The organism is Pseudovibrio sp. Ad13 (genome assembly GCF_001623225.1).
Classification (GTDB): domain Bacteria; phylum Pseudomonadota; class Alphaproteobacteria; order Rhizobiales; family Stappiaceae; genus Pseudovibrio.
The window spans coordinates 78,587-94,185 of sequence record NZ_LMCC01000013.1 but is presented as its reverse complement, the minus strand read 5'-3'; the positions used below and the strand labels follow the sequence as shown (position 1 = coordinate 94,185).

The 15,599-nt window shown below is 49.8% G+C and carries 10 protein-coding genes; 4 read left to right on the top strand and 6 right to left on the bottom strand.

What is annotated here, in order from left to right:
• Positions 1 to 195 precede the first annotated feature (195 nt).
• The gene (locus tag PsAD13_RS14270; RefSeq protein WP_063318568.1) at positions 196 to 1,863 is read left to right on the top strand and encodes a formate--tetrahydrofolate ligase; all 1,668 of its coding nucleotides are present in this window, start codon (positions 196 to 198) and stop codon (positions 1,861 to 1,863) included.
• Here the strand turns inward: PsAD13_RS14270 and PsAD13_RS14265 are convergent.
• The 4 genes from PsAD13_RS14265 to PsAD13_RS14250 all read right to left on the bottom strand — a co-directional run bounded on the left by PsAD13_RS14265 (position 1,860) and on the right by PsAD13_RS14250 (position 6,489).
• Complete coding sequence (locus PsAD13_RS14265; RefSeq protein ID WP_063318567.1) at positions 1,860 to 2,984, bottom strand: heparin lyase I family protein; 1,125 nt, start codon at positions 2,982 to 2,984, stop codon at positions 1,860 to 1,862. The genes PsAD13_RS14270 and PsAD13_RS14265 overlap by 4 nt on opposite strands.
• A gap of 116 nt (positions 2,985 to 3,100) precedes the next feature.
• Positions 3,101 to 3,634: a regulatory protein RecX gene (locus PsAD13_RS14260; protein WP_063318566.1), complete on the bottom strand. Its 534-nt coding sequence runs from the start codon at positions 3,632 to 3,634 to the stop codon at positions 3,101 to 3,103.
• 53 nt (positions 3,635 to 3,687) lie between these two features.
• Complete coding sequence (locus PsAD13_RS14255) at positions 3,688 to 4,500, bottom strand: ferredoxin--NADP reductase (RefSeq protein ID WP_063318565.1); 813 nt, start codon at positions 4,498 to 4,500, stop codon at positions 3,688 to 3,690.
• Between the two features lie 339 nt (positions 4,501 to 4,839).
• Complete coding sequence (locus PsAD13_RS14250) at positions 4,840 to 6,489, bottom strand: EAL domain-containing protein (protein ID WP_063318564.1); 1,650 nt, start codon at positions 6,487 to 6,489, stop codon at positions 4,840 to 4,842.
• Positions 6,490 to 6,738: 249 nt separating this feature from the next.
• Here PsAD13_RS14250 and PsAD13_RS14245 point away from each other — a divergent pair, with 249 nt between their 5' ends.
• A complete protein-coding gene (locus tag PsAD13_RS14245) occupies positions 6,739 to 7,932 on the top strand; it encodes a hypothetical protein (RefSeq protein WP_063318563.1) in 1,194 nt (397 codons plus the stop codon).
• Between the two features lie 37 nt (positions 7,933 to 7,969).
• Positions 7,970 to 10,087 (top strand): hypothetical protein, encoded by a 2,118-nt coding sequence (locus tag PsAD13_RS14240; protein WP_063318562.1) that lies wholly within the window; start codon positions 7,970 to 7,972, stop codon positions 10,085 to 10,087.
• A gap of 163 nt (positions 10,088 to 10,250) precedes the next feature.
• On the opposite strand, the gene PsAD13_RS14235 is transcribed toward PsAD13_RS14240, so the two are convergent.
• The gene (locus PsAD13_RS14235; RefSeq protein ID WP_063318561.1) at positions 10,251 to 12,056 is read right to left on the bottom strand and encodes an ABC transporter ATP-binding protein; all 1,806 of its coding nucleotides are present in this window, start codon (positions 12,054 to 12,056) and stop codon (positions 10,251 to 10,253) included.
• A 155-nt stretch (positions 12,057 to 12,211) separates the two neighbouring features.
• Positions 12,212 to 13,996, bottom strand: a complete 1,785-nt coding sequence (aspS, locus tag PsAD13_RS14230; protein WP_063291880.1) for an aspartate--tRNA ligase — start codon at positions 13,994 to 13,996, stop codon at positions 12,212 to 12,214.
• Positions 13,997 to 14,293: 297 nt separating this feature from the next.
• On the opposite strand from aspS, the gene rnd reads away from it, so the two are divergent.
• Entirely contained in the window at positions 14,294 to 15,517 is a 1,224-nt protein-coding gene (rnd, locus tag PsAD13_RS14225; protein WP_063288472.1) for a ribonuclease D, read from the top strand.
• The last annotated feature ends 82 nt before the right edge of the window (positions 15,518 to 15,599 follow it).

The following is a 15,599-nucleotide window of genomic DNA, read 5'->3' as shown; positions in this document are numbered from 1 at the left end:
ATTTCACATCTCAGCAAAAACACAGATGAGCACCGTTAACTAAGTTAGTTTCAAGTGCCCTACCTCAATCTTGAACTTTGCAGGTGCATTCGGTAGAGATTCTACGTAGAGATTACATTGCTGTTCCTGCCTGATTTGCGTTTTTGACGCTCTCTCCGGCTCATTTGATTACACGTTCTAATCTGGAGATTTTCCATGAAAGATATTGAAATTGCCCGCGCAGCAGGCATGAAACCCATTGCGCGCATCGCTCAAAATCTGAAGATCCCGGAGGACGCTCTTGAACCTTATGGCCGGTTTAAAGCCAAGGTTAATCTGGATGAGATGCCAGAGCTGAGCAGCAATCCATATGGTAAACTCATACTTGTGACAGCTGTTTCCCCAACACCAGCGGGAGAAGGCAAGACTACGACAACTGTGGGCCTGGGCGACGCGCTCAATCGCATCGGGCTGAAAACAACCATCTGCTTGCGTGAACCCTCGTTAGGCCCGTGTTTTGGCATGAAGGGTGGAGCTGCGGGTGGCGGTTACGCGCAGGTGGTGCCTATGGAGGATATCAATCTCCATTTTACAGGTGATCTGCATGCAATCACCGCTGCGCATAACCTGCTTTCTGCGATGATCGACAACCACATCTATTGGGGCAATGCAGAGAATATTGACCAGCGCCGGATTGTCTGGCGCCGGGTGGTCGATATCAATGACCGCTCATTGCGCTCCATTACCACTGGGCTTGGCGGCGTCAGCAACGGGTTCCCAAGCGAGTCTGGCTATGACATCACCGTGGCTTCTGAAGTGATGGCCGTGCTTTGCCTTGCTGAAAGCCTGCAGGATCTTCAGGAGCGTTTAGGCCGCCTGTTGATTGGGTATCGCAAAGATAAGACACCGGTTTACTGCCGGGATTTGAAAGCCGATGGCGCGATGACCGCGCTGCTTAAAGACGCTTTCCGCCCTAATCTGGTTCAGACACTTGAGAACAACCCTGCCTTTATCCATGGCGGGCCGTTTGCCAATATCGCCCATGGCTGTAACTCAGTGATTGCGACAAAGACCGCGCTGCGTCTTTCTGATTATGTGGTGACGGAAGCTGGTTTTGGTGCTGATCTTGGCGCTGAAAAGTTCTTCAACATCAAATGCCGTCAAGCTGGTTTGACACCAAATGCCGTTGTTGTTGTGGCAACGGTTCGCGCACTCAAAATGCATGGCGATGTTGCCAAGAATGATCTGACAATAGAGAACATCCCCGCACTTGAAAAAGGCATGAGCAATCTGGAACGACACGTCAAAAACTGTAAGCGCTATGGCGTTCCTGTGATTGTGGCGATCAACCGGTACGGCCCTGATACAGATCAGGAAATTGACGTGATCATGTCACGGATGGAAAAGCTCGGTGTTAAAGCCGTGCCCTGCACACATTGGGCCAATGGCTCAGCAGGCACCGAGGAGCTGGCAACCTCAGTCTCTGAAATCCTCCAGACGACACAGTCAGAGTTCAAACATCTTTATGAAGATGATCTGGCTCTTTGGAAGAAGATACGCCGGATTTGCAAAAAGATTTATGGCGCCTCAAAGGTCACCTGTGAACAGGCTGTCAAAGATCAGCTCAAGTCCTATGAGGAACAAGGCTACGGCCACCTTTCAGTATGTATGGCCAAGACACCATATTCCTTCTCGACCGATCCAGCCTTGCTTGGCGCGCCATCAGACTACAGCATCCATGTGCGTGCGGTTCGACTTTCCGCGGGGGCTGGATTTATTGTGGCACTGACTGGCGATATTATGGTGATGCCGGGCTTGCCGCGCCATCCGGCAGCAGAGACCATTGGGCTTGATGAAAACAGCCAGATTGAAGGCTTGTTCTAGTCTACATCAGACCGGTGTGGGCCGCGGCGAAAGCGGTCCAGATAAACTGTCGACTGTAAGTCATCGCGATCATAATCCCGGTAATGCCCGAACTTGAAGTATTGGGTTTTACCGGCAAACTCATCATTACCAATGTAACCGGTAACGCGTGCGATGAACCTGTTGTTGGCCCAAATCTCGATGATCCCCTGCCCAACACGGCTTCCTTTGACGCGATATCGCATATCAACCCATCCGGTTGTTGGATCAGGCAGTACCGGGTCATCTGAGAGTTCGATCTGAATACCTGGATAATCTGAGTAGGTTTGTGGGTCCGCCAGAAATGGAAACTTAGAGGTGTCCTGTGCTTCAATCGCTTTTTTCAGCTCAGGAATTGAAAGGCCACTGCCAAGGAACTCGTCTGAGGTGCGGCTGGCGTCATTTCTGTTGCGAAAACCTTGTCGATCCAAACTCAGCATTTGCTGGAGCTCCTGCGAGAACCCCTTAAAGTCCTGCTGATAGCTGCCCTCTGCCTGCGCAACCAGTTTGCGAATGTCATTGTGCTGGACAGTGATGTGAAAAACGCCGTTGTCAAACCGTTGCGCCAGAAATGGGCTGCCGCCAGAGTCTTCCTTCCATTGACCAATCACCCAGCGGGTCGATCCGGCAGGCCAGACGGTTCCATCAATTTTAAAGCTGAATGAGTACCAAACCTCATCGCCAAAATTACAACGCTTTTGACGTGCCTCCCAAAGTTCATTTTTCAGGTTGCCTTCTGAATCCAGCTCATCATCGCCGAACACACTGATTGCCAGCGCATGCCCACCATCACGCACCACATCGCTTTCAATCTGGAAATTTTCTGGCCTGTTCATGCGGTGAATATCCCAGTCACTTGCACTTGGGTATTCATCAAAGTCATCAATCATGACGGCACACCTTGACTGACGCATTTCATCGATGTGAACACCTCCGTCTTGTTGCGGCGTCACGATGACATCAGTTTTGTCGGACGGCTTGTCTTTTGGAGTTAGGTCGTCGGCAACTGAGAACTGAGGGCTCACCAACAGGCATAGACCTGCAAGCACCGGGATGAGCAGACCGTATCTTCTGAAAGTATTGCGTAGATCTGAATCCGGCATCTTTTCTCCCAAAGGCACGGTGCTGGATTGATTGCAGATCAGGCCAATCTAGAGAAGAATTATTGCTGCGCTCCCAAGAGGCTTTCGGGATTTTTCAGAGGATTTGACGAAAATCTTCAGGAAACAGGCTCGTAGATGATGTCTTCAGCCTCTTCCAAGGTCATATCAATGATCTTTTGAGCAAGCGAAAAGGGGAAGCCTGCGCGGATCAAACTGCCAAGCTCTTTGTCTCGTCGCTCTTCTTTTGGTTTTGTCCGCCACGGCCCAATGCGCCTGCGTTTGGCATAGGCAATCGCTGCGCGTTGGTCATCATGGTTTTCGTCGTCAAAAGCTGTCTGAATATCGTCTCCAGACACACCTTTGGCATTCAGTTCCAGCTTTATTCGGGAGCTGGATTTGCCTTTGAGTGTCGCCGATCTGATTTTGCTTTGTGCAAACTGAAGATCATCGACGAACCTGTGATCACGGCAAAACGTGACCACAGGTTCAATCAGCTCATAAAACTCATGGGGATCTTCATCTGCTTCTCTGGCACGTTTATCTATTTTACGCTTCAAAACACGTCGTAGACTGTCCTCCGATGCACTGTATCTGTTTAGATAATGCAGCGCTGCCCGGCGCAGATATTCAGATGAAACTTTCTTGCCCACGTGACCTCATCTCCAACGCAATAGAGATGAGCTATCACATATTCCGCTGTGGTTTAGCCCACGAACGCACGTTCAACAACAAAATCACCTGGGTTGTTGTTGGCACCCTCGGTGAAACCGCGTTGTTCCAGCAATGCCTTGGTATCTGCAATCATGTGCATGGAACCGCAAATCATGGCCCGGTCTTCTGCGACGTCTAAGACTGGTACTGACAGGTCGTCAAAGAGCTTACCACTTTCAATTAGATGCGTGATGCGCCCTTCCCGCTTAAAGCGTTCGCGGGTGACGGAGTTGTAAAGATGTAGTTTGCCAGCAGCAACTTCGCCAATCAGCGGATCATTGCTGATGTCAGCCACCAGCTCCTCCCCATAGCGTAGCTCAGAGATTTCGCGTGTGGTGTGGGTCAGGATCACCTCATCAAATTTCTCATAGGTCTCAGGATCACGGATCAAGCTAGCAAATGGAGCAATGCCGGTTCCAGATGAGAACATATAAAGACGTTTTGCCGGAGACAGAGCGTCAAGCACAAGTGTTCCGGTGGACTTCTTCTTAAGAAGGATGTGGTCACCTTCCCTGATCTTCTGCAAGTGCTGGGTCAATGGGCCGTCAGGAACTTTGATGGAGAAAAACTCCAGCTCTTCATCCCAGGACGGGCTGGCGATTGAGTATGCACGGAAGAGCGGTTTTCCGTCGATCATCAAACCGATCATGACGAATTCACCAGAGCGGAATCTGAAGCTTGAAGGACGCGTGATTTTGAACCGGAAAAGACGGTCCGTGAAATGGATCACTTCCGTTACTGTTTCTACAAAGACATTTGCAGGAACTGCGCTCTCCAATTCCGCACCCTTTATGATCTGGTTCATCGTTCGCCTTGCTCCGATTAATGAGGTTGGCAAAGGCTAACCCAAGCTGAAGGCTGTGCTGAGGCACATGCAGCTAATAAACCGCGTGCGAGTGAATATTTCTTTTCCAGTTGCTTCTTTCCGTAGAATACTGTCTTTCGCCTCCCTTTCCGGAGCTTTTGGGAGATAGCCAAGACTGCTAGAAAGTGCGGTGAAGCGGGTTATCAGACATGCGCTACATATAATTATGGAATATATTCATATTATTCAACAAGCGCGGTAAGTTATGCGCATGGCGGCATGATTTATGCCCTTCAGAGGGCATTGATCTGAGCCGTATTGAAATAGAGGTAAGTTGGGTTAGTCGACGTCGCTTTGAGAAACGATCTGATCCAGCGCTTCATCAGAAGCTTGTTTCTTTTCTTCAAGCACCTTCACCGGATTACGTCTATCTGTGAAGATATCCTCCGCAAACTCAAGGTATTTGCGGGCTGGCAATGGTTTGGAGAAGATGTACCCCTGGGCAGAAGACACTCCGAGCTCGCGCAGAAGTACAATTTGCTCATACTTCTCAACGCCCTCTGCGATGATGCCCATATTCATCGTATCCGCAAGTTCGGCTATGGCATCGACAAGACGGAAGGCATTCTCTTCGCTGCCTAATGGGTCGATGAACATCTTATCGATCTTGACGATGTCCATGCCCAGTTTTTGCAAGTAAGCCAGACCGCCATGACCTGTTCCCACATCATCAAGTGCAACACGAATGCCATGGGCTTGTAGCTCTGCGATGATCTTTCTCGCGAGGTCGATATCTTCAAGAGGCTGACGCTCTGTCACCTCCATGACCACCTGATTGAGCGCAATTGGAGAGTCTTCGTAGATATCCAGCAGATCGTCAACGATAGACCGGTCATTGAAGTGTCCTGCGAAAAGGTTGACCGAAAGCTTCAGTTCCGGATGCTGAGAGTATAACTCTCCCAGATCATCAATGGACTGGCGCATAATGCTTCGGGTCATTTCGAAAATATGGCCCGATGTTTCAGCGTAGGTCATGAACTGACCTGGAGAGACCATTTTACCGTTGGGGAGTTGCCATCTCATCAGCATTTCACAGCCCTGTAGCTCACCAGTTACGATGTCCACGACAGGCTGATAGTACGGTATGAACTCGTTGTTACGGATGGAGGCAACAAAGTCGTCTTCCGCATCTTTTTCAGGCTTCCAGGAAAGCCAGACGCCCAAGGCAATCAGGAAAATAGCAATGCCTGAACAGGCGATCACAGCCACGATCTTGAGCTCGCCTACCAGACTCATGACCGCATTGCGATCACTTCGGATCCGCACATTAATCGGGTAGATCGTTGAGGCTGCAAACTCTTCGATGAAGTTGCTGCCCATGATGACAGGAAGGTTGCTGTTGTTTGTCGGATTGACCCAAACATGATCGCGCCCTAACCGGACTTCGATTTCAGAAGCATGGCGCAGATAATCTGGGCCCGGTTCGATCGCGAGTACGGTTGGAGAAATATTGGCAACCAGACGCCAGCCATTTCTAAGTTTCCAGGAGACCAGCGCCGTGCGGATACCCTGATACTCCATCCAGGACATACCAATTCCAACACGCGGGGCATCTGGCTTGAGTGCAGGGAGAATACTGTTACCGCGGCGAACCTGAGCCGGCACGTAACACATGGGGACACCACGGTGATCCACGATCCCTATTGCATTGATAATGACGTTTTCTGAGAGGGTCTTTTCAAATTCACCCTGATTTTGGCGTGTGCAGGATGTCAGGCCTTTCACCTGCATCTGGCGCAGTATTTCTACAGCACCGGAAATCGCGGCCTCGCTTCTTGAGATGTAACGATCTGCGATCGCGTTCATTTCGTTCCGCGCCTGGTGCATCGCGAAGTTCTCAAGGATCATATTGCCAATGAGCAATGGCAAGAGCGCCAATCCCAAAGCAACCAAAATTGCGCGGACAAATACGAAATAATGGCGAGACACAACCACGACCTTAAAAATGCAAAATACGGCTACCTATTTCTATGATTAAGGCTTACTTAAAACTGTAAAAATCATCCAAACACCCTAAACGATCCCCAGATGCTTTCCAAAATGGCTGTGAAATGCAGGGTTCCACCATGTTTTCTCTCAGAGTGGTTTGACTTTTTGCAGTGATATACACGCGCCCCTAACTCTCAATATGCCACTTAGCACCCAAATGCCTCTTAGCGGTCAATCTGGAGCCGAGCTATGCGCAGTTCTGAGTTACGTCGCCATCGTACCTTCCTGGTATTCTTCTTTACCCTCCTCTTCAGCAGTTGCCTTGCTCTTGCAGCGTCAGCACAGATCAATACTGATAATGCTGTCGCAAAGGCCTTTCTTCAGAACCTTCAGGATCGCGGGTTGACCTTGACGCACGTAGGACCGGTTACTGTCGATAATGAAGTGCTTTCTATTGGCGGTATTGAAGGTTATCCGAATGTAGATCAGACAAAGCGTTTCAAGATTGGCGATCTGGCGCTGGCTCAGGCATCCGTGGAAAGTGACGGGCGGATCTTTGTCGGGGCATTTGCAGCTTCGAAGTTCGAGGTTGACGAACCAGACTTCAACTTCACGGCAGACAAGATCGCGATTACGGATCTTTATCTTCCCAATGCCAATGATCTAAGCAATCCAGCATCAAACCTCCCCATGTCACTCTATTCCACTGCAGAGATTATGGGATTGTTGTTTCAGGATCGTTCAACGGGCCAATCTATGCCTATTGAGCGGGTCAGTATCGACTTTGACGTCAACAATGGCGGCTTCCCTATCATTGCCAGTGTTCAGGTTGCTCATATCGTTTTGAGCCGATCTATGTTTGCACCACCACAACAGCAAATGCTTGATGAGTTGGGCCTGACTCAAGTGGATGCAGATATCGACTTTGAAGGTGAGTGGAATGGCGACACGGGCGAAGTCAATATTCCGAGTGCAGCTGTTGTGCTGAAAGATCTTTTCTCTGTGCAGGTCTCCCTGAAACTGGAAGGCCTTACAGATACAGTTGTTGAGCAGATCACCGAGCTTGCCACTAAGGATAACGTCATTGCACTGGATTTATTACAGAGCGCAGCCATCTCCAGCTTCAATCTCTCACTCGTCGATGAAGGCAGTCTGGATGACATGCTTGAACGTCAAGCTCACCGACACGGACAATCGCGTTCTGCCTATACACAGCAATTGACGGAGAAAGCAGAAAAGCAATTTGCGAGAATTCCTGATCGCGCAAAGCAGCTGGAGTTTACGGAAGCGATTTATAGTTTCTTGCAAAATCCGCAGAGTATCACGCTGAGTGCTACCCCTAAGGCACCGATAAGCGTAACACAAATTCTTGGGGTATCTGCGATTTCCCCCGCTTCCATCATTTCTTTGCTTGGCATCGCCCTTCAAGCAAATGTAAACTAGCGGGGAACCCTCCTACTAGCCATAAAAGGTTTATTTAATGCCTTTCCAAAATTTCAAACGGCAGGGATTTTTTGCTGTTTCAATCACTGTATTAGGTTTATCCGCCCAGCCTGCTCTTTCCAGTCCTGCATCAGACCTCATTGATAAGTACAATGACTGGTTCCTTGCAAATGGCGCAGAAATTGCAACATATGCGAAGGCGGTAGAAGACGGATCAAAGACCGAAATTCTTGATCATAAAATCGAAGGAATGTTCACTCTTTCCCTCGATGAAGACAAGCCTAACCTTGGCGTCTACTACATCATCAAGACGCCAAAGGCGATTTATGATGGCTCTTCGCGTGACGGTGGCACCTTCAGCTTCCAAAACGTAACCACCGATGAGATGCAGCTTGAGCTCGGCTTTTTTGAGAAAGCAGAGAATTTCAAAAATGTTGCAGAGGCTCAAGCCTCCGACGATGTCATCAAAGTTATTGCTGACGCCAAAGATTATGTCATTTCCGGTTATTCTGTGAACTGGATTGACCTGCCTGTTCTGTCAGATGGTGTTACCACAGAAGAGTTTCAGCAGTTGCTCGCCGCCGCAACCAGTGTTTCTTATGACCGCAGCAGCTTTGCTGAAGTTGTCGCTGATATGGCAATGGCCGACGCACTTACAGGGACATACACCATTAAGAACGGCGTTTACTCCGGCGCGGAAAATGGTGTTGTGGCTTTGGCCTCAATTGAAGGAATTGAATATAAAACAACAACTTCAATGACGACAGGTGGCCGAGAGGTCTCAACGGTTTCTGAAACGGTATACAACGACTTTTCAGTCAAAGATCAAGACGTACGCCCGCTTCTGGCGCTTCTTGGTGCGGCCAAGGCACCTTCTGATAGGCTGCTGAGCGAGTACCGGGTTGGAAGCTTCTCAAGTACAATAAAAACTGAAGGTGCCAGCGCCTCTGAACCATTCGGTTTTCTAGAAGTGAGTGCTGGTGAAACTACCACCAAAGATGTGCGCATGTCAGGTGGTGATGCTGCCAAGCTTTGGGCTGCGTTTGAGAGCCTCAAAGACAAGCCAGAGGAAGAAGAGGCTGTTGATCAGATTTTCAGTATGCTTGATGCGCTCGGCTCATACTCCGTCGCATATTCAGACATAAACGACATGGTCATCAAAGCGTGGGACCCAATCCGCGCTCGCATGAAAGACACCCAAACACCAAGTTTTGAAGCATCACTGAAACACGCCTCAACGACAGACCTGACAACAAACAGTCTTGGTCAAGTCAAACTTGAAGGCTTACATGGTGCTGTAGAAGGCGACGATGCAGTGTTTGACTTGGACAGCTTTGAACTAGCTGATCTTGCATGGCCTAGCCTGCGTACCATGGTTGAGAGCACTCTTGCGGCAGAAGCTGATCCTGCTGCTGCGATGAAGGCCATTCCAACGATCGGACGCATTTCTCTTGCTGGCCTAAACATGCAGGCAAAAGATCTGCCAACACCAGTCTCCCTTGGTGAGCTTACTATTGAGATGGGCAATCACATTGGGCCTATCCCGACAAGCCTGTCTGAAGTCATTGGTGGTCTGAGCTTTGATGCTGCACTCCTTCAAGAGCCGATGGTTCTGGGTGTACTTGACCGTCTTGGCATAGAGCGTGTTAATCTCACACAGGACTTCAAGATTGCGTGGGATGAGAACACTCAGGATCTGTCTCTGGAAAAATTCGAGTTTGAGCTTGAAAACGGCATAAAACTTCGTGCTGACATTCAGCTTGGCGGAATTCCACGCTCTCTCTTTGAAAACCCACAGGAGGCAGAAGCTGTTGTGGCTCTGGCGACCTTCAAAGGCGCACAGATCGAAGTGATGGATTCACCGCTTATCAGTGAACTTCTTGCAACTCAGGCAGAGCAAGCAGGTCTTCCTGCTGAATTGCTGGCTTCAATGATGATTGATGGTACCCTCCAGCAGGCTGGTCCACTGGCTGAAACCGAATTTGCTCTGGAACTGGCAAAAGCAGCTAAGAGCTTTGCTGCCAAGCCAACCAACATCCGCGTGACACTTGCTCCGCAGACAGCAGTTCCAATCATGCAGCTTGGAGGTATTGTGGCTCTTGCACCTCAACAGCTTCCTGAAATGCTGGGCGCAACTGTGAGCTACACCGAGTAAGCTCAAATAAGATGAAATAAAAAGGCCGCTGTGATATCACCTATCACAGCGGCCTTTTTTGTAGTCTGGAAGAGCCTTACGAAAGCTCGATGGCGCTTCAAGTCGGCCTTATCAACCAATGCGTCGGAAGAACTGACACCCATCCGTCGCCTTTGATGCGCTATCAAGCGTCCGGAGACGCTTTCTGAGTTACTTGATTGCTATTGGTGAACTGGAGTTCACATAGGTGCCTGTAATAACCATCCATCTCATACAACTGATCGTGCGTGCCGCTCTCTAAGAGTTTGCCATGCGACAACACATGGATGGTATCCGCATCACGAACGGTTGAAAGACGATGCGCAATCACGAGTGTGGTACGCCCCTTCATCAGGCGTGCAAGCGCGGTTTGTACTTTATTTTCTGACTCAGCATCCAAAGCAGATGTTGCTTCATCCAGCAATAGAATGGGTGCATCAGAAAGCATTGCCCGTGCAATCGCCAAGCGCTGTCGCTGACCACCGGAAAGGCGTGTGCCGCCCTCGCCTGCATTGCTGTCGTAGCCCTTTTCCATCTTCTCGATGAATTCGTGGGCATTCGCATTCTTTGCAGCCTCAATCACTTCCTCATCCGTGGCGCCAGGCCGGCCGATAAGGATATTCTCCCTGATCGTACGGTCAAACAGGAACGTATCCTGTGTCACGATTGCGATATTGCCGCGCAGACTTTCCATGTTGAAGTCACGAATGTCCTGATCATCGATCAGAATTCCACCCTTATCGATTTCATAGAAACGTTCAATCAACGAGAAGACTGTTGATTTACCCGCTCCAGATGCACCAACAAGGGCAGTCACTTCACCTGAGTTTGCGACCATACTCAGGCCATTCAGAGCTTTTGTCTCACCATAATCGAACTCGACTTGTTTGAACTCGATCCGTCCTTTGATGACCTTCATGTCAGGCTTGTCTAAGGTTCTCTGACTTTCTTCTGGCATATCCAGAAGCTCGTACATCAGACGCACACCAACAAGCTTTGTATTCAGATTGACCTGAAAGCGAGCGAGGCGTTTGATTGGCTCATATGCAAGCAAAAGTGCTGTGATGAAAGCAAAAAACGCACCTGGATCCTGATCCAAGGCAATCACGCTATAACCGCCATACAGGATGATGATGCCAATTGCGATACCGCCCAGAGTTTCCATCAATGGTGATGTTCTGGCAGTTAGCTTCGCAATCTTGTTGGACTGCTGTTCAACACTGGAGACCGCGCTGTCCATCGCCGCATGCATGTTTGCTTCGTAGTTAAAGGACTTCACGACGCGAATGCCCAGAGCCATTTCCTTTACCAAGGAAAGGATGATTGTCTGAGAAACAAACTGGCTCTTCGCGATCTTCTTCACACGGCGAACGAGCTTAGAGACGACATAGACAGCTGGAGGCATGATGCCCAGTGCGATGAGTGAGAGCAGCGGATTCTGCCAGATCATGACAGTCACCAGACCGATCACGGACATAACATCCCGTCCAGCGGACAGTATGATCAGGTCCATAACGCCTCTGGCAGCGCCTGTGTTATGTCCAAATCGTGTGGCCAGATCACCAAATGTCGTATGGTCGAAATATCGGACCCCCAATCGGGTCACTTTTTCAAACATGTCACGCTGGAGTTTGGCGACAATTGAGTTGCCAATCCTGCTCAGTACAACAGTCTGACCGTAGGTCGCAATACCTTTGGTCAGGAAGATGGTCATCACTGCACCAGAGATAATGTAGACCATGGTGATGTCACGGTCGATAAAGACCTGATTGATAACGTTTTTCATTATGGCTGCACTGCCCGCACCTGCGGCGGCAGCTACAATCATGAAGGCAAACGCAATCATGTATTGGAATTTGTATTTCCCGAAATTTTCTCGGAGAAGGCGGCGAATAAGGCTGGGAGCGCCTTCTTCATCCGCAAACAGCTTTTTGCTTATGGCGTCGAACACCTAAAACCCTCAGCTTTTCCAGCGAAATTAAGTATGACGACTTAATTTGCTACCGGTAGAAGATGAAAAGGCGACCGTAGATCTACGACCGCCCTTCCATGAGATTTATAACATTATGACGTGAACCGCCATACCTGCTTTTCTGCCAGCGGCTCTTATGCTTCTGGCAAGTTCAGGCGGATATGAAGATCGCGCAGCTGTGCCGGGAACACATCGCCCGGAGCACCCATCATCAAATCCTGTGCCTGCTGGTTCATTGGGAACAAGGTCACCTCACGCAGGTTCTTTGCACCAACAAGCAGCATAACGATACGATCAACGCCAGCAGCCATGCCGCCGTGTGGAGGCGCGCCGTACTGGAATGCGCGGAACATGCCACCGAATTTTTCTTCGAGCAGGCTTTCATCGTAACCAGCGATTTCGAAGGCTTTTTTCATGACTTCGACCTGGTGGTTACGGATCGCGCCTGAGCCGATTTCATAACCGTTACAGACAACGTCGTACTGGTAGGCGTTCAGTTCAAGAGGCTCAACATTGTTGAGGCCGTCCATTCCACCTTCCGGCATGGAGAATGGGTTGTGACAGAAGTCAACTTTCTTGTTTTCTTCGTCCCATTCGTACATTGGGAAGTCAACAATCCAACACAGTGCGAACTGGTCTTCATCAATCAGGTTCAGCTCTTCAGCAGCGCGAGTACGCGCTTTGCCAGCGAAGTCTGCGAACTTTTTAGGATCGCCAGCTGCAAAGAACACCGCATCGCCTTCATCCAGACCAAGCTGGGTGCGGACTGCTTCAGTGCGCTCTGTACCGATGTTTTTCGCAATTGGGCCAGCACCGGCGATTGCGTCTTCTTCTTTACGGAAGAAGATATAACCAAGGCCTGGTTGGCCTTCGCTCTGTGCCCATGAGTTCATGCGATCACAGAATGCGCGGGAACCGCCCTTTGGAGCTGGGATTGCCCAGACCTGAACCTTTGGATCGCTCTCGATCATACGTGCAAACACTTTAAAGCCGGAGCCTGCGAAGTGTTCAGTCACGTCCTGCATTTCGATCGGGTTACGCAGATCCGGCTTATCGGAGCCGTATTTGCGGATCGCTTCTGCGTAAGGAATGCGTGGGAATTCTTTGGTAACTGGCTTACCTTCAGAGAATTCATCAAACACACCACGGATAACTGGTTCCATGGTGGTCAGCACGTCTTCCTGAGTAACAAAGCTCATTTCCACGTCGAGCTGGTAGAACTCGCCTGGCAGACGGTCAGCGCGTGGATCTTCATCACGGAAGCAAGGTGCAATCTGGAAGTATTTATCAAAGCCAGACATCATAAGCAGCTGTTTGAACTGCTGGGGAGCCTGTGGCAACGCGTAAAACTTACCAGGGTGAATACGGGAAGGCACCAAGAAATCGCGCGCGCCTTCTGGGGAAGAAGCCGTCAGAATTGGTGTCTGGAATTCGTTGAACTCAGCATCATTCATGCGACGACGCATGGAATTGATGATCTTGGTCCGTGTCATCAGGTTTGCGTGCAGAGTGTCGCGACGCAGGTCGAGGAAACGGTACTTTAGACGAATATCTTCTGGGTATTCCAACTCACCGAATACTGGCAAAGGCAGCTCTTGAGAGTCGCCCAAAACTTCCATATCACGAATGAAAATTTCGATCTCGCCGGTGCCAAGGCCCTTGTTGACGGTATCGTCAGAGCGCTTCTTAATGTCACCATCGATGCGGATGCACCATTCGGAACGTACGGTTTCAGCCAGTTTAAATGCTGGGGAGTCCGGATCAACAACACACTGCGTAAGGCCGTAATGGTCACGCAAGTCGATGAACAGCAGGCCGCCGTGATCGCGTACACGGTGCACCCAGCCAGAAAGGCGAGTGGTTTCACCTACATTATTCGCCCGCAGCTCTCCGCAGGTATGGCTTCGATAACGATGCATAGCGTCCTCAGTGGTAATCTAGTGAATCATAAAATTCAGAAACTGGTTGACCTCGTCAAAAGGTCATCCGGCTGGAAAAGACATGTCAGCATCCTAAAGTCAAGTAAGTCTGTAACTTTGGCGCTGTTTCTTGCGGACATTTCCCGAGTTTCCTCTACCTACGTGGTTTTCGCGAGGCTCCGGCTGCGACCCTTTGGTTCATAGAGAGCAAAAATCGACATTTACAACCACTTGATGAGAAAACGAGAAACTTAGATAGGGACAAGCCCGTTCGCTTACGCTATAGACTTTGACACCATGAAGATGATCACAACTACAGAAGAGCTTGCGCAAGCGTGTGCCAAGCTTGCTAATTCAGATTTCGTAACAGTTGATACCGAGTTTTTGCGGGAAACGACCTTCTGGCCAAAACTCTGCGTCATTCAGATTGCCAATCCAGATAATGCTGTGTTGGTTGATGCTCTGGCTGAAGATCTGGATCTTGAACCTTTTTTTGCATTGATGCGCAATACGGACATCGTGAAGGTGTTCCATGCTGCACGGCAAGATATTGAAATAATCTACCATCTGGGTGGCTTTGTGCCTTCACCTCTCTTCGATAGTCAGGTTGCAGCCATGGTTTGTGGCTTTGGGGATTCAGTTTCCTACGACCAGCTGGTTTCGAAAGTGACGGGTGAGCGGATCGACAAATCATCCCGGTTTACAGATTGGTCCCGGCGTCCATTGACGAACAAACAGCTTGCTTATGCACTGGCTGATGTGACCCACTTGCGCGACGTCTACCAGTTCCTGAAAGAGCAACTGGAACAGAAGGGCCGCAACCACTGGGTTGAAGATGAGATGGCAACGCTGTCTTCCATTGATACCTATCGCAGTGATCCTGCGAAGGCCTGGCAGCGCATGAAGTTGCGCGTCCGCAAACCACGCGATCTGGCTGTTTTAAAGGAACTGGCCTTCTGGCGCGAACAGGAAGCGCAAAAGCGTGACATTCCTCGTAGCCGCGTTATCAAAGATGATGCGATTTTTGAGGTTGCAACGCAGAAGCCTCAGACATCTGAAGCTTTGGGGCACTTGCGCACAATCCCACGTGGTTTTGAGCGCTCCAGACATGCTGAGGACATTCTCAACGCGGTAAAACGCGCTATGGAGATTTCTGAGGACGATCTGCCAGAAGTTCCAAAAGGACGGCCTTCTCCGGACGGAGCGTCTGCAGCTGTCGATTTGCTGAAGGTGCTTTTGAAGATGAAGAGCGAAAGCTTTGGTGTGGCACCGAAAGTTATCGCGACGGTCGATGATCTGGACAAGATTGCATCAAGTGGAGATGCGCAGGTTCAGGCTCTTTCCGGCTGGCGCCGAGAGCTTTTTGGTGAAGATGCGCTGCGCTTGAAAAAAGGCGAAATCGGCCTTGCTTTTAATGGCCGTCAGGTCGTCATTTGCGAACAAGGTGAACCGGTTGAGCGTGTTGAAAACAGCTCTCGCCGTCGTGGTGGCAACAAGAACAACAAGCCAAAGTCTGATTAAGATTTTGAATCCACTACTCATCATAACTTACTGATAAATAAGAAAAGCCCCGGCAAAACTTGTCGGGGCTTTCTTGTATCTG

Excerpts from the sequence above, each read along its gene's own strand:
- PsAD13_RS14270 (WP_063318568.1), top strand. The coding sequence starts at position 196 with ATGAAAGATATTGAAATTGCCCGCGCAGCAGGCATGAAACCCATTGCG.
- PsAD13_RS14245 (WP_063318563.1), top strand. The coding sequence starts at position 6,739 with ATGCGCAGTTCTGAGTTACGTCGCCATCGTACCTTCCTGGTATTCTTC.
- PsAD13_RS14265 (WP_063318567.1), bottom strand. The coding sequence starts at position 2,984 with ATGCCGGATTCAGATCTACGCAATACTTTCAGAAGATACGGTCTGCTC.
- aspS (WP_063291880.1), bottom strand. The coding sequence starts at position 13,996 with ATGCATCGTTATCGAAGCCATACCTGCGGAGAGCTGCGGGCGAATAAT.
- rnd (WP_063288472.1), top strand. The coding sequence starts at position 14,294 with ATGAAGATGATCACAACTACAGAAGAGCTTGCGCAAGCGTGTGCCAAG.
- PsAD13_RS14240 (WP_063318562.1), top strand. The coding sequence starts at position 7,970 with ATGCCTTTCCAAAATTTCAAACGGCAGGGATTTTTTGCTGTTTCAATC.
- PsAD13_RS14255 (WP_063318565.1), bottom strand. The coding sequence starts at position 4,500 with ATGAACCAGATCATAAAGGGTGCGGAATTGGAGAGCGCAGTTCCTGCA.